This is a genomic window from Streptomyces sp. NBC_01525 (assembly GCF_045040405.1).
GTDB lineage: Bacteria > Actinomycetota > Actinomycetes > Streptomycetales > Streptomycetaceae > Streptomyces > Streptomyces benahoarensis.
On record NZ_CP109397.1, the window covers coordinates 2,134,411 to 2,155,219 of the forward strand.

At 73.8% G+C, this 20,809-nt stretch carries 11 protein-coding genes and 1 pseudogene; 2 read left to right on the top strand and 10 right to left on the bottom strand.

Annotated features, from left to right (window positions below; translation table 11 throughout):
• Nucleotides 1-61: 61 nt before the first annotated feature.
• The 3 genes from OG422_RS09525 to lepA form a co-directional block, all read right to left on the bottom strand.
• Nucleotides 62-2,302 carry a SpoIIE family protein phosphatase gene (locus OG422_RS09525; RefSeq protein ID WP_405741966.1) on the bottom strand — a complete coding sequence of 747 codons (2,241 nt, stop codon included), beginning with the start codon at nucleotides 2,300-2,302 and terminating at the stop codon, nucleotides 62-64.
• Between the two features lie 212 nt (nucleotides 2,303-2,514).
• Nucleotides 2,515-4,404 (bottom strand): AMP-dependent synthetase/ligase, encoded by a 1,890-nt coding sequence (locus OG422_RS09530; RefSeq protein ID WP_405741968.1) that lies wholly within the window; start codon nucleotides 4,402-4,404, stop codon nucleotides 2,515-2,517.
• Between the two features lie 303 nt (nucleotides 4,405-4,707).
• Nucleotides 4,708-6,576, bottom strand: coding sequence for a translation elongation factor 4 (gene lepA, locus OG422_RS09535; RefSeq protein WP_143943705.1), 1,869 nt, complete (start codon nucleotides 6,574-6,576; stop codon nucleotides 4,708-4,710).
• Between the two features lie 293 nt (nucleotides 6,577-6,869).
• Here lepA and rpsT point away from each other — a divergent pair, with 293 nt between their 5' ends.
• Nucleotides 6,870-7,136, top strand: coding sequence for a 30S ribosomal protein S20 (gene rpsT, locus OG422_RS09540; RefSeq protein WP_143943706.1), 267 nt, complete (start codon nucleotides 6,870-6,872; stop codon nucleotides 7,134-7,136).
• Between the two features lie 415 nt (nucleotides 7,137-7,551).
• Here the strand turns inward: rpsT and holA are convergent, their stop codons facing one another.
• On the bottom strand, nucleotides 7,552-8,535 hold the full coding sequence (holA, locus tag OG422_RS09545; protein ID WP_143944778.1) for a DNA polymerase III subunit delta: 984 nt from the start codon (nucleotides 8,533-8,535) through the stop codon (nucleotides 7,552-7,554).
• 80 nt (nucleotides 8,536-8,615) lie between these two features.
• Here holA and OG422_RS09550 point away from each other — a divergent pair, with 80 nt between their 5' ends.
• Nucleotides 8,616-8,861, top strand: a complete 246-nt coding sequence (locus OG422_RS09550; RefSeq protein ID WP_143944779.1) for a hypothetical protein — start codon at nucleotides 8,616-8,618, stop codon at nucleotides 8,859-8,861.
• A gap of 148 nt (nucleotides 8,862-9,009) precedes the next feature.
• Here OG422_RS09550 and OG422_RS09555 read toward each other — a convergent pair.
• From OG422_RS09555 to OG422_RS09580, 6 genes and pseudogenes are all read right to left on the bottom strand, one after another.
• Nucleotides 9,010-11,628: pseudogene (locus OG422_RS09555) on the bottom strand (ComEC/Rec2 family competence protein); the annotation flags it as partial.
• Nucleotides 11,629-11,645: 17 nt separating this feature from the next.
• Nucleotides 11,646-12,326, bottom strand: a complete 681-nt coding sequence (locus OG422_RS09560) for a helix-hairpin-helix domain-containing protein (protein WP_405741971.1) — start codon at nucleotides 12,324-12,326, stop codon at nucleotides 11,646-11,648.
• 868 nt (nucleotides 12,327-13,194) lie between these two features.
• Nucleotides 13,195-14,040: a DegV family protein gene (locus tag OG422_RS09565; protein ID WP_405741973.1), complete on the bottom strand. Its 846-nt coding sequence runs from the start codon at nucleotides 14,038-14,040 to the stop codon at nucleotides 13,195-13,197.
• 130 nt (nucleotides 14,041-14,170) lie between these two features.
• A complete protein-coding gene (locus OG422_RS09570) occupies nucleotides 14,171-14,926 on the bottom strand; it encodes a hypothetical protein (RefSeq protein ID WP_405741975.1) in 756 nt (251 codons plus the stop codon).
• 152 nt (nucleotides 14,927-15,078) lie between these two features.
• Entirely contained in the window at nucleotides 15,079-18,030 is a 2,952-nt protein-coding gene (leuS, locus tag OG422_RS09575; RefSeq protein ID WP_405741977.1) for a leucine--tRNA ligase, read from the bottom strand.
• A 287-nt stretch (nucleotides 18,031-18,317) separates the two neighbouring features.
• Nucleotides 18,318-20,276 carry a protease pro-enzyme activation domain-containing protein gene (locus tag OG422_RS09580; RefSeq protein ID WP_405741979.1) on the bottom strand — a complete coding sequence of 653 codons (1,959 nt, stop codon included), beginning with the start codon at nucleotides 20,274-20,276 and terminating at the stop codon, nucleotides 18,318-18,320.
• Nucleotides 20,277-20,809 lie beyond the last annotated feature (533 nt).

The window sequence follows — 20,809 nt, forward strand, 5'->3', positions numbered from 1 at the left end:
TGGGCAGGCGCCGGGCACGGGCCCACACCCCGCAGCCGACGCCCCGGGTCCGCGGCTCGCCCTACTCCGCCTCCCCCTCCGTCCGTCCCTCCGGGAGGGCCTGGAGGACGAGGAGGGCCAGGTCGTCGTCGGGTGGGGTCGGGGAGAAGCCGTGGACGGCGCGGCGGATGTGTTCGGCGATGTCGGTCGCGGGCAGGCCCGCGCAGGCGGCGAGGGTGCGGGCCAGGCCGTCGTCGTCATCGAACTGGTTGCGGCCGGAGCGGCGTTCGGTGACCCCGTCGGTGACGCAGAGCAGCGTCTCGCCCGGGGCGAGGTCGAACGCCTCGCTCTCGTACGTGGCGTCGCCGACCACGCCCAGCAGCATCTGCGGCGCGGCGACCACCCGGACCATGCCGTCGGTGCCCAGGACCAGCGGCAGCGGGTGACCGGCGCTGGCCAGGGTGCAGCGGACGCCGCCGGAGCCCTCGGGGTGCGGGACGATCTCGCCGTAGAGCAGCGACAGGAAGCGGGCCTGTTCGCCCTCGTCGCGCAGGCCGACGGAGGACTGCACCCCGGCCTCGGCGGCGACGGCGGCGGCCACCGCGGCGACGGAGTCCGCCGCCTCACGGGCCATGGTCTCGTTGAGCCGGTCCAGCACCGCGCCGACGCCGAAGCCGTCGCGGGCCAGCAGCCGCAGCACCGGCCGGGCGAGCCCGGTGACCGCCGCCGCCTCCGGGCCGCTGCCGCAGACGTCGCCGAGGGCGAAGCACCAGCGGCCGTCGCCCGCGTCGAAGAGGTCCCAGAAGTCGCCGCCCGCCCAGGCGCCCGCGCGCGGTTCGTAGACCACCGCGGAGGCGACGCCCGGGACCCGCGCCCGGCCGTGCGGCAGCAGCCGCCGCTGGAGCACCCGGCTGATCCGCTCCTGCCTGCTGTACGCGCGTGCGGTGGCGACGGCCCGGGCGACCCGGCGGCACAGGTCCTCGGAGAGGCCGACCGCCGCATCGGGGAAGCGCGGCAGCCCGGCCCGCCCGAGCAGCACCGTGCCCAGCCGGAGGCCGCCGCTGATCAGGGGGCAGGCGAGGGCGGCGCCACCGATGGCGGGACGGGCGTCCGGTACCGCCTCGGCATCCGGTGCGATGGACTCCCCGGGGCCGTCCGGCTCCCCCGCCCCCTCCGGTAGGGCCGGGGCGCCGGGATCCGCCCCGTCCGCGCCCTCCGGCCACGCCCAGGGGATCGCCGAGCCGCCGGTGGCGCGGGCGGTGGCCGGGGGCGGGGCCTTCTCCAGGGCCAGCCGCAGTGGGTCGATACGGCTCTCGCGGGAGTGCCAGACGTGGGCGAGGCGCGGCGGTTCGTCGCCGCCCGCGGTGCCCGGCACCGGGCCGCCCGCCTCGCCGTCGTAGAGCCACACCGCGCACCAGTCGGCGAGCCGGGGCACCGCGAGCTGGGCGGCGAGGGAGGCGATGCGGTCGGCGTCGAGCGGGCCGGAGAGCAGGTCGGACGCCTCGGCGAGGAAGGTCGGCGCGCCATGCGTGATCCACTCGGCGGCCGCGCCCGAGGGGCCACCGTCGGGTGCGGCGTACTCGTAGGAGGTGTCGCTGTAGCTGCCCGCTCCGTAGGCGGCGTCGGCGTATCCGGCGGCGGGCCGGCCGGCCGCCGGGGCCTCGGTGTCCGGGTACGCGCCACCGGTGTCCGCGGGGTCACGGCCGGGCGCCGGGCGGTACGCGCCCTCGGGAGGGCCATCGGGAGGGCCGTCAGGGCCGTCCGCGCCGCGGTACGCCGCGGGGGCGTCGTCCGGGGCGGTGCGGGCGGCCGGGACATGGCCGGGTGCCCGGTCCGGGCCGGGGTCCGGCGCGGCGGTCGCGAGGCGGAACCAGACGGCCTTGGCGGCGCGGTCGTAGGTGATGCCCCAGGAGGCGGCGACCGCGCCGACCAGCTGCAGGCCGTGGCCCCCACCGCCGGGCAGCTCGCCGTGGTGCGGCCCGCACACCGGCCGGGTGGGATGCCGGTCGGCCACCTCGACGACCAGGCCGCCGGGCCCGTCGGCGTCGAGGCGGCAGTGGACGTCGACGTCGGTACCGGCGTGCACCACGGCGTTGGTCACCAACTCGCTGACCAGCAGCACCGCTTCGTCCGTCACCCGGCCGTCCAGCCCCTCCGCACCCGGTGACCGCCGGGCCGCCCAGTCGGCGAGCGTGGCGCGGATGAAGCGGCGGGCGTCGGCCGCCGCCCGGGCCGTGCCCGGCAGCGCGAGGGAGCGGGCCGTCCCGGCCGCGCCCGCCGGGCCCGCGGCTCCGGTCTCCGCCGCTAACGCAGTCGTCGTCATCCCCGCACCTCCCGCGCGGCACGGCCGTCCGCCGCGTGCCGCACGGACAGGGTGACAGACCGGGCGCGTGCCACGACACCGCGTCATCGCGGAACGGCGCGCGGACGGCGGGCGAGCGGCCGGGAAGCGCAGGCAGCGGGCCTGTGGACGGGTCCGTCACCGGACGGGCGAGGGGGCGCGCGGCGCCCCGGCGCCCGCCCGGGCGGGCGCCCTCACGCCTCCCGCGCGCCCGCGTACATCTCGTCGAGGAGGTCCTTGAAGGCCCGCTCCACGACCGGCCGCTTGACCTTGAGGCTGGGGGTGACCTCGCCGTGCTCGATGTCCAGGTCGCGCGGGAGCAGCCGGAACTTGCGGACCTGCTGCCAGCGCTGAAGGCCCTCGTTGACCTGCTCGACATAGCCGTCGATCAGCTCGCGGGTCCGCTTGTCCGCGACGACCTCGGCGTACGGGCGGCCGCCCATGCCGTGCTCGGCGGCCCAGGTCAGCAGCGTCGGCTCGTCGAGCGCGATGAGCGCGGTGCAGAAGTTCCGGTTGGCGCCGTGCACCAGGATGTGGGAGATGAACGGGCAGACCGCCTTGAAGCGGCCCTCGACCTCCGCCGGGGCGATGTACTTGCCGCCCGACGTCTTGATCAGGTCCTTCTTGCGGTCGGTGAGCCGCAGATAGCCGTCGGCCGACAGCTCCCCGATGTCGCCGGTGTGGAACCAGCCGTCGGATTCGAGGACCTCGGCGGTCTGGGCCTCCAGCCCGTGGTAGCCCTGCATGATGCCGGGGCCGCGCAGCAGGATCTCGCCGTCCTCGGCGATCCGCACCTCGGTGCCCGGCAGCGGCTTGCCGACCGTGCCGGTGCGGTACGCCTCGCCCGGGTTGACGAAGCTGGCGGCGCTGGACTCCGTCAGGCCGTAGCCCTCCAGGACGTGGATCCCGGCACCGGCGAAGAAGTAGCCGATCTCCGGGGCGAGGGCGGCGGAGCCGGAGACCGCGGCGCGCAGCCGACCGCCGAACGCCGCGCGCAGCTTGGCGAAGACGAGCGTGTCGGCGACCTTGTGCTTGGCGGCGAGCGCGAAGGGCACAGAGGCGTTGCCGGTGCGGCGGAAGGTGTCCTGGGAGACCTTGGCGTACTCCCGGGCCACGCCCGCCGCCCAGTGGAAGATCTTGTACTTGGCGGCGCCGCCCTCGCGTGCCTTGGCGGCGACGCCGTTGTAGACCTTCTCGAAGATGCGCGGGACGGCCGCCATGTAGGTCGGCCGGACCACCGGCAGATTCTCGATGATCTTGTCGACCCGGCCGTCGACGGCGATGACATGGCCGACCGAGATCTGCCCGGCGGTCAGCACCTTGCCGAAGACATGGGCGAGCGGCAGCCACAGGTACTGCACGTCCTCCGCGGTGACCATGCCGGTGGCCTGGATGGCGCGCGCCATGTACGACCAGCAGTCGTGCGCCAGCCGTACGCCCTTGGGGCGGCCGGTGGTGCCGGAGGTGTAGATGAGCGTGGCGAGCTGGTCGGCGCGGAGCGCGGCGACGCGTTCGGTGACGCAGTCCGGGTGCGCCTCCAGGTAGGCCGCGCCGCGCTTCTCCAGATCGGCGAGGGAGAGCACCCAGCCCTCCGGGTCGTCCTCGGCCGGGCGCGCGTCGGCCTCCTCGATGACGACGACATGAGCCAGGCCGGGCAGGTCGGCGCGGCGCTCGCGGACCTTGTCGAGCTGGGCGGCGTCCTCCGCGATCAGCACCCGGCTGCCGGAGTCGGACAGGATGAACGCCGTCTCCTCAGCGTTGGTGCTGGGGTAGACGGTGGTGGTGGCCGCGCCGGAACAGAGCACGCCCAGGTCGGCGAGGATCCACTCGACGCGGGTCGCCGCGGCCAGCGCCACCCGCTCCTCGGGGCGTACCCCGAGCGCCATCAGACCCGCCGCCGTGGCGTACACCCGCTGCGCGGCGTCGTTCCAGGTCAGCGACTTCCAGTCGTCGGGGCCCGAGCCCGAGGCGGGCGGCACGGGGTGACGGAACGCCTCCGCGTCGGGCGTCGCGGCGACCCGCTCCAGAAAGAGGCTCGCCACCGAAGGCGGCCGGTTGTCGATCAGCGTATGGGTGTCCGTCACGGCATCCTCCGGGGCCCGCTACGTTGCTGGTGACTCGCGAGTAACCTTTGAGCAGAGATCAGAGTAGGCCGCGTTCCGCCGCCATGTAAGGGTCTACGGCCGACTGGTTCACGAAGTGATCCGTACGCTGTACGCGCAGATGCGCCCGCACCGCATCCCCGGCATATCCCCCGGAAGTCCACCGTCCGGGATGTCTCACCGCCCGCGGGCCCCCGTACGCCGAAGGGCGCCGACCCTCGCGCGGGTCGGCGCCCTGTCCGGTACGTGCCCGCTCCTCCGTGCCGGGAGGGCGGGCCGCGACCGCTACTTCTTCTTGTCGCCGTCGGAGTCCGAGGAGAGCACCGCGATGAATGCCTCCTGCGGCACCTCCACACTGCCGACCATCTTCATCCGCTTCTTGCCTTCCTTCTGCTTCTCCAGCAGCTTCCGCTTACGGGAGATGTCACCGCCGTAGCACTTGGCGAGGACGTCCTTGCGGATGGCGCGGACCGTCTCACGGGCGATGACGCGGCTGCCGATGGCCGCCTGGATCGGCACCTCGAAGCCCTGCCGCGGGATCAGCTCGCGCAGCTTGCCGACGAGCCGGACGCCGTATGCGTACGCCTTGTCCTTGTGGCAGATCGCGGAGAACGCGTCGACCTTGTCGCCGTGCAGCAGGATGTCGACCTTGACGAGGTCGGCGATCTGCTCGCCGGTGGGCTCGTAGTCCAGCGAGGCGTAGCCGCGGGTCTTGGACTTGAGCTGGTCGAAGAAGTCGAAGACGACCTCGGCGAGCGGGAGGGTGTAGCGGATCTCGACGCGGTCCTCGGAGAGGTAGTCCATGCCGAGCAGGGTGCCGCGCCGGGTCTGGCACAGCTCCATGATCGCGCCGATGAACTCGCTCGGCGCGAGGACGGTGGCCCGCACGACCGGCTCGTGCACCTTGTCGATCTTGCCCGTGGGGAACTCGCTGGGGTTGGTCACCTCGTGCTGGGCGCCGTCCTCCATGTCCACCTGGTAGACGACGTTGGGGGCGGTGGCGATCAGCTCCAGGCCGAACTCGCGCTCCAGGCGCTCGCGGACGACCTCCAGGTGCAGCAGGCCCAGGAAGCCGACGCGGAAGCCGAAGCCGAGCGCCGCGGAGGTCTCCGGCTCGTAGACCAGCGCCGCGTCGTTGAGCTGGAGCTTGTCCAGCGCCTCCCGCAGCTCCGGGTAGTCCGAGCCGTCCAGCGGGTACAGCCCGGAGAACACCATCGGCTTCGGGTCCTTGTAGCCGCCCAGCGCCTCGGTCGCGCCGTTGTTGAGCTGGGTGATCGTGTCACCGACCTTGGACTGGCGGACGTCCTTCACACCGGTGATCAGATAGCCCACCTCGCCCACGGACAGACCGTCGGCGGCCGTCATCTCGGGCGAATTGGTGCCGATCTCCAGCAGCTCGTGGGCGGCGCCGGTGGACATCATCCGGATCCGCTCGCGCTTGCGGAGGGTGCCGTCGACGACCTTCACGTACGTCACGACGCCGCGGTAGGCGTCGTAGACCGAGTCGAAGATCATCGCGCGGGCGGGGGCGTCCTTGACGCCGACCGGCGCCGGGACCTCACGGACCACCTTGTTCAGCAGCTCGGGCACGCCGACGCCGGTCTTGGCGGAGACCCGCAGCACGTCCTCCGGCTCGCAGCCGACGAGGTTCGCCAGCTCCGCGGCGAACTTCTCGGGCTGCGCGGCGGGCAGGTCGATCTTGTTGAGGACGGGGATGATCGTGAGGTCGTTCTCCATCGCCAGGTAGAGGTTGGCGAGGGTCTGTGCCTCGATCCCCTGGGCGGCGTCGACGAGGAGGACGCAGCCCTCGCACGCGGCGAGCGAGCGGGAGACCTCGTAGGTGAAGTCGACGTGACCGGGGGTGTCGATCATGTTGAGGATGTGGGGCGTGCCGCTCCGCTCCTCACCCTCGGAGGGCGACCAGGGCAGCCGCACCGCCTGGGACTTGATCGTGATGCCGCGCTCGCGCTCGATGTCCATGCGGTCGAGGTACTGCGCGCGCATCTGCCGCTGGTCGACAACACCGGTGATCTGGAGCATCCGGTCGGCGAGCGTCGACTTGCCGTGGTCGATGTGCGCGATGATGCAGAAGTTACGGAGGAGGTCCGGATCGGTACGGCTCGGCTCCGGCACGTTCGTAGAGGTCGCGGGCACGCAGGGTCCATTCAGGCGGGTAGGCGGAACAGGGTGCGTCCGGCGGACCCGCCATGATCCGCAAGACCACCCTCGGGTGTGACGTCCTCCCCATGGTCCCATGAGCGGCACCCCCGGCCCGTTCCGGGCGCTCCCCCGGCCCGTTCCGGTACCTCCCGACGGCGGTGCGTACGGACGGAAACGGCCCGGATTGGGTGGCCGAGGAGGTGGCTGGTAACCTGGTCCACTGCGCTTCGTGCCCTCTCGGTGCGCGGCGCAACTCGAAACTCCAACGAACCTGAAAAGGCTCTTTCGTGGCGAACATCAAGTCCCAGATGAAGCGGATCAAGACCAACGAGAAGGCTCGTCAGCGCAACAAGGCTGCCAAGTCCACTCTGAAGACCGCGATCCGTCGCACCCGCGAGGCCGTGGAGGCCGGTGACCTGCAGAAGGCCACCACCGCCCAGGCCGAGGCGGCCAAGAAGCTCGACAAGGCCGTCAGCAAGGGTGTCATCCACAAGAACGCCGCCGCCAACAAGAAGTCGGCGCTGGCGAAGAAGGTTGCCGGCCTCAAGGGCTGAACGACCTCCGTCGGACGGTCCGCCGTCCGGCACCCGCACCACCCCGCCGTCGGGGACCCAGCGGCCCCTCTCTCCGCTCCTCGCACGGTGCACCACCGCGCCGCACACGGCCTGCGTTCGCCACGCGGGTGCGGCGCATCCCGGCCCACCCTGCCATTCGCCGGGCAGGCCGACATATGACACATACGGAAAGCCCCGTTTCGCCCTTCCCCAGGGCTGGCGGGGCTTTCTGTCGTGCGGGGGTCCGGGGCGCGGGCCGTACGGGGGGCGTGCTCGGGGCGGTGTGCGGGCCTGGGGTGTGGGGCGCGGTCATCCGGGGGCGTTGGGGGCTGGTGCGTGGACCTGGAGCCCGGGGCTCAGAGGCCGGACCGATGGATCACCGGGAGGCGGGCCCACCGGCCCCGAGCGTGTCGGTTCAGCGGGAGCGGGCCGCGCGGGCGACGGCCACCACGGCCTTCTCCAGGGCGTATTCGGGATCGTCGCCGCCGCCCTTGACACCCGCGTCGGCGGCGGCCACCGCGCGCAGCGCTGTCGCCACACCGTCCGCCGACCAGCCGCGCATCTGCTGCCGTACGCGGTCGATCTTCCACGGCGGCATGCCCAGCTCGCGGGCGAGATCTCCGGGACGGGCGCCGCGCGGGGCTGAGGCCAGCTTGCCGATGGCACGGACGCCCTGGGCCAGCGCGCTGGTGATCATGACGGGGGCGACGCCGGTCGCGATCGACCAGCGCAGCGCCTCCAGCGCCTCGGCCGCCCGGCCCTCGACGGCGCGGTCGGCGACGGTGAAGCTCGACGCCTCGGCGCGCCCGGTGTAGTACCGCGCGACGACCGCCTCGTCGATCGTGCCCTCGATATCGGCGGCCAGCTGCGAACAGGCCGACGCCAGCTCCCGCAGGTCACTGCCGATCGCGTCGACCAGCGCCTGGCAAGCTTCGGGCGTCGCGGAGCGCCCCACCGCCCGGAACTCGCCCCGCACGAACGACAGCCGGTCGGCAGGCTTCGTCATCTTCGGGCACGCCACCTCGCGCGCGCCCGCCTTCCGGGCGGCGTCCAGCAGGCCCTTGCCCTTGGCCCCGCCCGCGTGCAGCAGCACGAGCGTGATCTCCTCGGCGGGCGACGCGAGATACCCCTTCACGTCCTTGACCGAATCCGCCGACAGATCCTGGGAGTTGCGCACCACCACGACCTTGCGCTCCGCGAAGAGCGACGGACTGGTCAGCTCGGCGAGCGTGCCGGGCTGGAGCTGATCGGAGGTGAGGTCCCGCACATCGGTGTCCGCGTCGGCGGCGCGGGCGGCCGCCACCACCTGCTGCACCGCGCGGTCCAGCAGCAGGTCCTCCTGGCCCACCGCGAGCGTCACGGGGGCGAGCGGATCGTCGTTTGCACTCTTCCTGGCCATCGCGTTCCAGCATCCCACGCCCCACTGACAACGCCGCCCCGCGCAGCCGGCGCACCCGCCCGCTGACCGACAATGGCCGGGTGAGCGATGCACGACACGTACTGGTACTGCCCGACCGCGACGCCGCCGAGGAAGTGGCCGAGGCCCTGGCCGAACGCTTCGGCGTCCCCGAGGAACCCCAGCTCGTACGGGACGCCCTGGCCGGGGAGGACGACGCCGAGGACGCACAGTGGCTGGTGGTCGTCGAGGACCCGGACGGCCGCTACGACGCACCACAGCTGGACGCCCTCGCCGCCGAATATGAGGGGTGGCGCGAAGGGGAGTAGCGGGCGGGGAACGCCCGAGGCGCGCCGGGCGGTTACGGAACGGGCGGGCAGCGCGAGGCCGACGGAAGCCACGATCCGTGCGGAGGCAGCGGGTCGTACGACGGCGACGGGCCACGCGGAGGCCACGGGACTCCCGTGCGCGACGGCCCCTCGTGGTCACCGACAGGCGGTTGTGGGTACCCAGCACAGCCAACGCACCCCCGGTATCGGTACGCAGAACCACGGCTCCCCCACGCCGCAACGCATCGACCGTCCGCGGCGCCGGATGGCCGTACGGGTTGTCCGCGCCCACCGAGATGAGGGCGAGCCGGGGTGCCAGGCGTTGGAGCAGCGTCGGGTCCTGGTGGGCGGAGCCGTGGTGGGCGACCTTGAGGACGTCCACGGTGGTCAGCTCCGGGTGTGACGCCAACAGGGCCTGTTGGGCAGGTGGTTCGAGGTCGCCGAGGAGCATCAGGGTCACATCGCCGCTGCGGACGAGCAGGGTCACGCTGGCGTCGTTCGGTCCCGTCACGTCGCCCGTGCCGTCCGCGGGCGGCCACAGGACCTCCCAGCTCAGCTGCCCCAGGCGACGCCGTTCCCCCGGCACCGCCGGGACCACCGGAACGCCCGCCTCCGTCGCCGTGCGCCGTACGAACTCCGCCTGTCCGGGCGGCTCCCGGAGCGTGGTCGTCTCGATCAGACCGACCGATCGGCCGCGCAGCACTCCGGGCAGTCCGTCGACGTGATCGGCGTGAAAATGGCTCAGCAGCACCACGGGCACGCTCCGCACCCCCAGAGCCGTCAGGCAGCGGTCCACCGCGCGCGGCTCGGGGCCCGCGTCCACCACCAGCGCCGTGCCGTCACCGGCCGCCAGGACCAGACCGTCGCCCTGCCCGACATCGCAGGCCACCACCCGCCACCCCGGCGGCGGCCAGCCCGTCAGCACCCGGGTCAGCGGCACCGGTCGCCACACCACCAGGACCAGCGCCAGCGCACACAGGGCGCACAGCCACCGGCGGCGCAGCATCCGCCGCCCGAGCGGCACCAGGACGACCGTGACGGCGGCGAGCGCGAGCCCGCCCGCCCAGCCGCCCGGCCAGCCGAACTCCGCCCCCGGCAGCGTCGACCCGGTACGCGCCACCCCGGCGATCCAGCTGACGGGCCATCCCGCGCACCACGCCAACGCCCGGGCGACGGGCGGCAGTACGGGTGCCACGGCGAGCGCCGCGTACCCGAGGACGGTCGCCGGGGCGACGGCCAGCTCCGCCAGGAGGTTGCAGGGCACCGCCAGCAGGCCGACCCGTGCGGCGAGGACCGCGACGACCGGGGCACAGACTGCTTGGGCGGCGGCAGCGGCGGCGACCACCTCGGCGAGGCGCGGCGGCACCCGGCGCCTGCGGAGGGCCGCGCTCCAGCGGGGTGCGAGCAGCAGGAGCGCGCCGGTGGCCAGGACCGACAGCAGGAACCCGTAGCTACGGGCCAGCCACGGGTCGTAGAGCACCAGCAGCAAAACCGCCGCGCCCAGGGCGGGCAGCAGGGAACGGCGGCGCCCCGTACCGATCGCCACCAGGGTGATCAGGCCGCAGGCCGCGGCCCGCAGCACGCTGGGGTCCGGTCGGCACACGACGACGAAGGCGAGCGCGAGTCCGCCCCCGGTGAGGGCGGTGGTCCGCAGCGAGAGGCCCAGGCGCGGGGCGAGGCCGCGGCGTTCGGCGCGGGAGGCGAGGTGCGGCGGGCCGATCAGCAGTGCCAGCACGATGGTGAGGTTGCTTCCGGAGACGGCGAGCAGATGCGTGAGGTCGGTGGCCCGGAACGCGTCGTCGAGGTCGGGCGGCACCCGTGACGTGTCCCCGACCACCAGTCCGGGCAGCAGCGCGCGGGCGTCGGGCGACAGTCCGCCGGAGACGTCGCGGAGCCCGGCCCGCAGGCCGCCGGCCAGGCGCTGGAGCCCGGACGGTGCGCCGGTGACCTGCGGCGGGCCGTCGGCGGAGACCCGGAGGACCGCGGCGATCCGGTCGTCGGGCGGCATCGGCGGGGCGGCGCGGACCGGCATCCGGACGCGGGTGGTCGGCAACAGCGCCCGCCACCGTTCGAGGACCGCACCGCCCTTCGCCCCGGCTTGCTCCGGGGAGTCCGGGTGCACGTCCCGGGGGCTCGCGGCTCCGGGCCCCGGGGCCGTGGCCTGGGGGTTCGCGTCGGCCTTCGGGTGATCCGTATCGCCGCCACGGCTCGCCACGACGACGAGGGCGGGCGTCCGGAGCGCGGTCACCGCACCGTCCGGAGCGGTGAGGCGCACCACATCGGCGGTGAACACCAGGGACGGCGGCAACCGGTGCGATCCGCGGACCTTCGGGCGGACCGTCCGGGGGTCGCCGGTCACCTCCACCTCGGCGGTGAGGTGGGCATGGCGCGCGGCCCAGGAGGGCAGCGGCCCGCGCCGGGCGTCCGCCGCGTGCAGCGCCGCGCCGGCCGCGCCCGCCGCCCCGCAGAGCAGCACCGCCGCCAGGGCCACCAGCGCCCCGGCGGACCGCACGTACGCTCCACCGGTGCGCGAGCCGTCCGCCGTTTCCGGGCCCTCCGTCCGGCGTCGCCTCACCGCCGCCCACAAAGCCGGTACGGCGAGGGCGACCGCGAGGGCGCAGCCCGTCGCCACCACGCCCGCCGGGGCACCCAGGGCGACCGCGGCCGCGCCCCACGCCGCCATCGCCGGGGCCACCAGGCGCAGGTCGGCCGGGCCCTCCTGGCGCGGGTCCGCGGTTCCGTACGGGGAGGCCGCCGCGGTGTGCACGGCCGTGCGTCCGGTGCTCACGGCTGCACCAGGGGCCGCAGGTCGGCGAACTTGCGGTCGCCGATGCCGGTCACCTCCCGCAACTGGTTCACCGAGGTGAACCCGCCGTGCCGGGTGCGGAATTCGACGATGTGCTGCGCCAGTACGGGCCCGACGCCGGGCAGGGTGTCGAGCTGCTGCACGGTCGCCGAGTTGAGGCTGACCGGCTGCCCTGGCCCGGCGGCGCCCGGCCCGCCGGGCCCTCCCGAGGCGCCGGACGAGTCCACGCCGGGCGGCCCGTTCGCACCACCGCCCGGGTCCGGCGCGCTCCCGGCCCTGCCGACGACGATCTGTTCACCGTCGACCAGCAACCGGGCGCGGTTCAGCCCCTGGGTGTTCGCCCCGCGCAGCACCCCACCGGCCGCGGCGAGCGCGTCCATCACCCGCGCCCCCACCGGTAACCGGCGCACCCCGGGGTGCTCGACCTTGCCCACCACGTCGACCACCATCCGACGGCCCACGCCACCGCTCGCCGCCGCACCGGGCACGGGAGCGGCACCCGACGGCCCCTGCCGCTGCGAGGCACCGGGCACCGGCACCGCCCGCTCCGCCACCGGAGCCCGCACCGCCTCCGGCCCACCGGACCAGAAGTGCAGCGCCGCGAGCACGAGCGCCACCACCAGCACCACCCCCACCGCGGCCAACGTTTTCGGCTCCACCCCGCACCGCACCTGCACCCACACGGGCAACCGCTCCCCCACGGCAAGCCGCATGCGCGTCCGACGGGTGAGGACGGGGGGACGGGGGCTGTTGTATGGGGCGGGGGCGGCGCCGGCGCCGGGTTTGCCGCCGGGGTTGGGGGTCGCCCTGTCATCGGGGCCGAGGCTCGCCCTGTGGTGAGGGCTGGGGTTCGTCTTCCGGCTCGGGCCGGGGGCAGGGCTGGAGGCGGAGGACGCCTTACGGGACCGGTCCGCCTCATGGCCAGGGGCAGGAGCAGGCCCGGAGCTCGACCGGTGGCCGGAGCCGGGGCTCGCCCTGTGTCCCGTGCCCGGGACAGGAGTGGAGGCGAGCGGCGCCTCGCCGGACGGGCCCACCTCGCGGCCGGCGGCGGACCCGAGCCTTGCCCCGTATTCGGAGCCACCACCAGGCCCGGCCCCGGTCCCGTCCCGCACCCCCTCACGTACGCCACCCCCGACACCGTGCCCCCGCTCCCCCGGCGCCGCCCCCGCCGCATCGAAGAGGGCGGCTGCCCGCGCCCGCACCGCCGCCGACGCCGTGGCGCGGCGCGCGGCCCGCCGCCCCGCGCGACCGCCGCTCCGCACCGGGTGCGGGACGAGGCCGACGGCCGAGGCCGCCCGGGGGCCGACCTCCTCACCGAGACGCGACACCCCACCAACCGAACGTGACTCTCTGCTCATGCCGACCGACGGTAGGTCGCCCCCGTCAGCCGCGCTGAGCAGCCTCACATCCGGTGGATAACCAGCCACTTGTGGATAACCACGCCACCCGCAGGGGTGACGACCTCCCGGCCCGCCTACCCGGTGTGCCCGAGAGCCCCGCCCCCAGCACTACCGCAGGACGACAGCGCTACCGCGGCGCGACCACGGCCCCCAGCAACCCGGGACCGGTATGCGCACCGATCACCGCACCGACCTCGCTGACATGGAGCTCCCGCAGACCCGGCACGCGTGCGCGCAGGCGGGCGGCGAGGGCCTCGGCGCGCTCCGCGGCGGCGAGGTGGTGCACGGCGATGTCGACCTCCGCCTCCCCCGCCCGCTCCGCGGCGATCTCCTCCAGCCGTGCGATGGCCTTGGACGCCGTACGGACCTTTTCGAGGAGTTCGATGCGGCCGTCGGCCAGTTGCAGGAGGGGCTTGACGGCGAGTGCGGAGCCGAGCAGTGCCTGAGCGGCGCCGATCCGGCCGCCGCGGCGCAGGTAGTCGAGGGTGTCGACGTAGAAGTAGGCGGAGGTCGCGGCGGCGCGGCGCACGGCCGCGGCCACCGCGGCGTCGGCGTCGCCGCCCGCCTCGGCGGTCTCGGCCGCCGCCAGGGCGCAGAAGCCGAGGGCCATCGCGACCATGCCGGTGTCCACGACCCTTACGGGGACCGGCGAGTGCCTCGCGGCCAGTACCGCGGCGTCGTAGGTGCCGGAGAACTCGGAGGAGAGGTGCAGCGAGACGATGTCGGTGGCACCGGAGGCAGCGACCTTGCGGTAGGTGTCGGCGAAGGTCGTCGGGGCGGGGCGCGAGGTGGTCACCGGCCGCCGCTTCTGCAGTGCCTGGGCGACGGATCTCGCAGAGATCTCGGTGCCCTCCTCCAGGGCCTGGTCCCCCAGGACGACGGTCAGCGGGACGGCCGTGATGCGGTGGCGCTGCAGTGCCACCGGCGGCAGGTAGGCCGTGGAATCGGTGACGATGGCGACATGGCGGGACATGAAGGGGAGGTTATCGGGGGAAGACCGGCGGCCGACACTGTGGGGCCTCCCCGCACGCGGCCCACGCACCCTCCCGCTCCGCCCCCCGGACCGGCCCCGGGCAGCGCCCCCGCCCCGTCAGCCCCCGTTCTCAGTTGGCCCGCCCGGCCCCCGGCGCCTTCTGCCAGGAAGGCGACCTCTCCCAGGAGGAGCGGCCGCGCGGATCCGGGGCCGATATCGCCTGCGGCTGCTCCGCCCCCGGCCCCGAGGCGGCGGACGGCCGGGCGCCCGGCCCGGCACCGGCCGACCGGTCCGCGCCCTCGGCGGAACCACTCTCCGTCACGCCTTCCGCATCGTCCGAGGCGCGGGTCCAGTGCCGCAGCGCGCCCGACTCGACGTCGATCTGGTCGCTCAGCGCCGCCAGATCGTCGTCGGCGAACTTCCGCTGCCGGTCGCGCGCGGCCCAGCGCAGCGACTCCGCGGAGCGGGTGATGCGCTCCAGGCGTTCGCGCATCTCCGGCAGCCGGGCGGCCGTGGTGGCGCGGTCGGGCTCGCGCTCCAGGCGCCTGAGTTCGTCGTCGAGTGCGTGGCCGTGGGCGCTGAGGCGGTCGAACAGGCCGAGCGCCTCGCCCAGGGACGCGTCGTCGGCCGCGCCGCTGCGCAGCGCCTCCTGGGTCGCCCGCATCGACGTACGCAGGGACAACCGCAGCTGGGCCAGCTCGCCCGGGACGCCCGGCTTGGCCAGCTGCCGCGCCCGCAGGCCGGTGTCCTCGACCGTCCGCCGGGCCTGGGCGACGGTGCGGTCCACGCCGCGCTTGGTCAGCTGGACCGCCTTGACGGTGACGAAGACCCCGGCGACGACGAACAGCAGGAAGAGCAGCCCCAGGACGGCGATGGCGGCTTCCATGGGCTCTCCCGGAAAGGTCACGGCGCCGGCCGGTCACCCGCGCCCGTCTCTCCACCGTAAACGGCTCGGGCAGGTTGCGGGCCCCGACGGAACCCCCAACCTGCCCGTAGGGGAAACCCCCTACAACCGCGGCCGGAACCGGCCGCGCCGCATCATGCCGGGACGATGTTGACCAGCTTCGGCGCGCGGACGATCACCTTGCGGATACCGGCGCCACCCAGCGCCGCCACCACCGCGGGCTCGGCCAGCGCCGCCGCCTCCAGGTCCGCGTCGGAGATCGTCGGGGCGACCTCCAGACGGGCCTTGACCTTGCCCTTGAGCTGAACGACGCAGGTCACCGTCTCATCGACGACATACGCCGGGTCGGCCACCGGGAAGTCGGCGTGCACCACCGAGTCCGTGCGGCCCAGCTTGCGCCACAGCTCCTCGGCGATGTGCGGCGCCAGCGGCGCGATCAGCAGCACCAGGTGCTCCGCGACGGTGCGCGGCACAGGACCGCCCGCCCGTCGCCCAGCGCCGCCCTCGGTCGAGGGTGCGGACCCGCCCCCATAATGCTTGGTCAGGTGGTTGTTCAGCTCCGTGACCTTGGCGATGGCGGTGTTGAACCGCAGGTTCGCCATGTCCTGGGTGACGCCGTCGATCGCCTTGTGCAGGGCCCGCAGCGTCGCCTCGTCCGGCTCCGCGTCGACGACGGTGACCTCACCGGTCGACTCGTCGACGACATTGCGCCACAGGCGCTGCAGCAGGCGGTACTGGCCGACGACGGCCCGGGTGTCCCAGGGGCGGGACACGTCCAGCGGGCCCATCGCCATCTCGTACAGGCGCAGCGTGTCGGCGCCGTACTCCGCGCAGATCTCGTCCGGCGTGACGGCGTTCTTCAGGGACTTGCCCATCTTGCCCAGGACGCGGCTGGCCTTCTCGCCCTGGTAGAAGTATCCGCCGTCGCGCTCCTCGACCTCCGCCGCCGGGACGGCGATGCCGCGGCGGTCCCGGTAGACGAACGCCTGGATCATGCCCTGGTTGTACAGCTTGTGGAACGGCTCGGAGGACGAGACGTGTCCCAGGTCGTGCAGGACCTTCGACCAGAAACGGGCGTACAGCAGGTGCAGGACGGCGTGCTCGGCGCCGCCCACGTACAGGTCGACGCCCCCATGGGGCTGCGCCTCGCGCGGGCCCATCCAGTACTGCTCGATGCCCGGGTCGACCATCGCGCTGTCGTTGTGCGGGTCCAGGTAGCGCATCTCGTACCAGCACGAACCGGCCCAGTTGGGCATGGTGTTGGTCTCGCGGCGGTAGCGCCGCACGCCGCGGCCGTCGCCCAGGTCCAGCTCGACGTCGACCCAGTCCTCGTTGCGGGAGAGCGGGGTCTCCGGGGAGGTGTCCGCGTCGTCCGGGTCGAAGGTGCGCGGAGAGTAGTCCTCGACCTCCGGCAGCTCCAGGGGCAGCATCGAGGTGGGCAGCGCGTGCGCGACGCCGTCCTCGTCGTAGACGATCGGGAACGGCTCGCCCCAGTAGCGCTGGCGGCTGAACAGCCAGTCGCGCAGCCGGAAGTTGACGGTGCCCTCGCCGATACCCTCGGCGGCCAGCCACTCGGTGATCTTCGCCTTGGCCTCGGTGACGCCCAGGCCGTCCAGGCTGATCGTGTCGTCCGAGGAGTTGACCAGCTTCGCCTCGTACGAGGAGAACGCGTCGTCCCAGGTGGACGTGTCGGTACCGCGGTCGTCGGAGGGCTGGACGACGCAGCGCATCGGCAGCTCGAAGGCGCGCGCGAAGGCGAAGTCGCGGCTGTCGTGCGCCGGGACCGCCATGATCGCGCCGGTGCCGTAGCCCATCAGCACGTAGTCGGCGATGAAGACCGGGACCTGCTCGCCGCTGACCGGGTTGGTGGCATAGATGCCGGTGAAGACGCCGGTCTTGTCCTTGGCCTCGGCCTGCCGCTCGACGTCCGACTTGGCGGCGGCCTGCTTGCGGTACGCCGCGACGGCCTCGGCCGGGGTGGCGTGGCCACCGGTCCAGACCTCGTGGGTGCCCTCGGGCCAGGCATCCGGCACCAGGGAGCCGTCGGCGATCAGCTCGTGCTCCGGGGCCAGCACCATGTACGTCGCGCCGAAAAGGGTGTCCTGGCGGGTGGTGAAGACCGTGATCGTGCGCTCCCCGGCGGGGAAGTCGACCCGGGCGCCCTCGGAGCGGCCGATCCAGTTGCGCTGCTGCAGCTTGATCGCCTCGGGCCAGTCCAGGCCGTCCAGGTCGTTCAGCAGGCGGTCCGCGTAGGCGGTGATGCGCATGTTCCACTGGCGCAGCTTGGACTTGAAGACCGGGTAGTTGCCGCGCTCGGAGCGGCCCTCGGCGGTGACCTCCTCGTTGGCCAGGACGGTGCCCAGGCCGGGGCACCAGTTGACCGGCGCGTCCGAGGCGTACGCCAGGCGGTACTCGCCCAGGACACCGGCGCGCTCGGCGGCGGACAGCTCGCCCCAGGGGCGGCCGTCGGGGGTGGACCGGGTACCGGCCTCGAACTGCGCGACCAGGGTGTCGATGGGGCGCGCCTTGTCGGCCTCCGGGTCGTACCAGGAGTGGAAGATCTGCAGGAAGATCCACTGGGTCCACTTGTAGTACGCCGGGTCGATCGTCTCGATCGAACGGCGCTGGTCGTGGCCCAGGCCCAGGCGGCGCAGCTGGCGCCGCATGTTGACGATGTTGGCCTCGGTGGAGACCCGCGGGTGGGTGCCGGTCTGCACGGCGTACTGCTCCGCGGGCAGGCCGAAGGCGTCGAAGCCCAGGGTGTGCAGGACGTTGTGGCCCGTCATGCGCTGGTGGCGGGCGTAGACGTCGGTGGCGATGAAGCCCAGCGGGTGGCCGACGTGCAGGCCCGCGCCCGAGGGGTACGGGAACATGTCCATGATGAACTTCTTGGGGCGGGCGGCCACGGCGGCGTCCCCGGCCAGGTCACCGCTCGGGTTGGGCGCCTCGTAGGTGCCCGCCGCCTCCCAGAAGTCCTGCCAGCGTGCCTCGATGTCCGCGGCCAGCGCGGCGGTGTAACGGTGCGGGGCCGCCTCGGGTGCGGCGCCCGCGCCCTCACCGGCGGGGGAGGTGGTCGTCTCGCTCATCTCTTCAAGCTCCATCGATCGTCTCTGCCTGCGGCTGCCGCGGACACGGTTGCTGCGGAAACAAAAAGGCCCCTCGCACAGGAGGGGACGCCGCGCCGATGCCGACCCGGACGGCCACCGCGGGTGGCCCGGTCGGTACTGATCAGCGCGGCCCGCTAAGCAGAAGGCGTACGGCACGCATGGCGCCAGGGTACCGCAGGGGGCTCGGGGCCCGCGTCGAGGATTCCCACCCGGCGCGGGCCCCGGCCCGCGCGCCCCCCGGATTCAGGGGCGCGCCGGTCCCGGGATCAGTGGCGGTACGACGCGATGTAGCCGTCCGCCGGGGAGCCGACGCCGGTGACGTCGTCGTAGCCGGGGCGGGCGCTCAGGGAGCTGTCCTGGCCCAGGCTGCGCAACGAGGTCGTGGTGCCCTTGGAGGCGTCGACGCCGTTGACGTAGTCGGTCCGGACGACGGCCAGGCCACGGCCCACGCCGAGCGGGTGGTCGGTGACATCGTGGTACGCCGGGGTGCCGTACCGCTGGTAGATGCCGGGGTTGGCGAAGCCGATGGGGATGCCGTGGCGGGCCTGCTGGGCGAGCGCCTGGATACCGGCGATCACGGGCGCGGCGAGCGAGGTGCCGCCGATGCGGTACTCGTCGTAGCCCTGCTTGCCACCGGGCAGGGTCTGGGTCTGGCCCACCAGGAAGCCGGTGTTGGGGTCGGCGACAGCGGCGATGTCGGGGACGGTGCGCATCGCTCCGCCGCCGCCCGCCTTCGCGAGCCCGTCGGGGACGACGCCGCGCTGGTAGAAGGGCTGCGCGACGGTCTTGCTGGTGCCGCCGCCGGCGCCACCGCTGAACGCGCCGGGGAAGCCGTCCCAGCCCGCGCCGTCCTTGGACAGCAACGCCTTACGGGTGCCCCAGCCGGTCTCCCACTGGTACGTGTCGTGCTTGCCGACGGCGAGCGCGGTGCCGCCGACGGCGGTGACCCACGCGGAGTTCGCCGGGGTGTCGACCTGCTTGGTGCCGGTGTTGTCGACCTCGTCGCCGTTGTCACCGGACGAGAAGTAGAAGCCGATGCCCTCGACGGCGCCCTGCTGGAAGACCTGGTCGTAGGCGGCGGCCACGTCCGGGGTCTCGTTGGCCTCGATGTCGCCCCAGGAGTTGGAGACGATGTCGGCGAGACGGCCGTCGACGACCCGGCCGAGGGTGTCGAGGAGGTCGTCGTCCATGCAGGAGGCGGCTCCGGCGTAGACGATGTCGGCGGCGGGTGCGACGGCGTGCACCGCCTCGACGTCGAGTGTCTCCTCGCCGTACCACCCGGAGGCACCGCACTCCTCGATGTGCGTGTAGTCCTCGGGCAGCACCTGTGAGAGCTGGCCCGGGCGGTACCCGGCGTCGCCGTTGCGGGCGGCGTAGTGGCGGGCGTCGGCGGCGATGGTCGGCGAGGCGTAGGCGTCGGTGATCGCGACGGTGACGCCCTTGCCGGTCCACTTCCCCGCCCCGTAGGCGGCGCGCAGCTGCTTGCCGGTGTACCCCTTGACCGCGTACGGCGCCTTGCCCCCGTACGCGCTCGGCAGGCCCTTGGCGGTCCGGGAGCCGTGGTACGTGGAGAACGGCCCGGCGTTGCGGAAGACGTCGGGCGGCGGCGGCAGCTCGGTGGAGTGGTGCCGGGCCATCCGGGGCGCGTTGTCCAGGCCGGTGACGGTCAGCACGGCGCCACCCAGCGAGGCGGGGGCGGAGGCGGTGGCCGAGGGGGCGTGGTAAGTGTGGCTGCCCTTGCGGTAGTTGTGCAGGTCGGTGGCGAAGGCGCGCTCCGCGGCCGAGGCCGGACCATGGACGGTGAGGTAGCGACTGCCCGCCTCGGTGACCTTGAGCCCGGCGCCGCGGAGCCAGTCGGTCACGGCGTTCACCTGCTGCCGGGTGGCGCCGTAGCGCGCCTTCACCTGGCCGGGGGTCAGGTACTTCCCGTAGTGGGCGGAGTGCGGGTCGGAGACCGCCTTGGCATACGCGGCGAGTCCGTCGGCGTCCCGGCCCGCGAGGTAGACGCGGGCGGTGATGCCGGTGTTCTCGGCGGTGGCGCCGCGGTCGGACTGCTGGGTCGCCCAGGCCGGTTTGGTGCCGCGGAGCGCGCGCCGTCCACCGTCGTGACCCGCGGCGTCGGCGGCGGGCGCGCCGAGCGCGAGCGCCCCGGCGATCAGCGGCAGGGCCGCCGCCCACGCCGTCGCGGTACGCGCCCGCCCGGCTCTGCTGCGGCTCGATCTCATGGAACCCCCTGTGGTGACGATGCGGTAAGTGCTGACGGTGGCACCGCGACCGGCTCCGCGACGGCTCGCCGTACGCGCCGCCGTACACCGGCGTCCGGTGCCTCGCGTGCGGCGTGAGACGAGGGAGGTGACATGCACGCGATGCGTCACTCTTTCGGTGAAATGTTCACGTCAGGGGCATGAGCACGCCAAGAAGACCCCAAGGAACGACAGGGACAGGCAAGGAATGAGCGGGGGACGGAAGGGAGCGAAGGGGGCCGCGCGCACGCCAAGAACGGCCCCAACGGGGGGACAGGGGACGGAATGTGAGCAGATGTCAGGGTACGGCGGGGTGAAGCGGGCGCCGGGGAGGCCACCTCGCGCGGCGCGGAACACCGCCCCACCGGCGCCCCGCTCCCCCGGGACCGCCCACCGTCATGCCGTACGTCACACCCACCACGGGGCGCCCGCCCCATGGCACACACCACACGCGACGGCCGCACAGAGAAAGGGCGCACAGAGAAAGGGCGCACAACAAGAACGGGCCGCCCTCT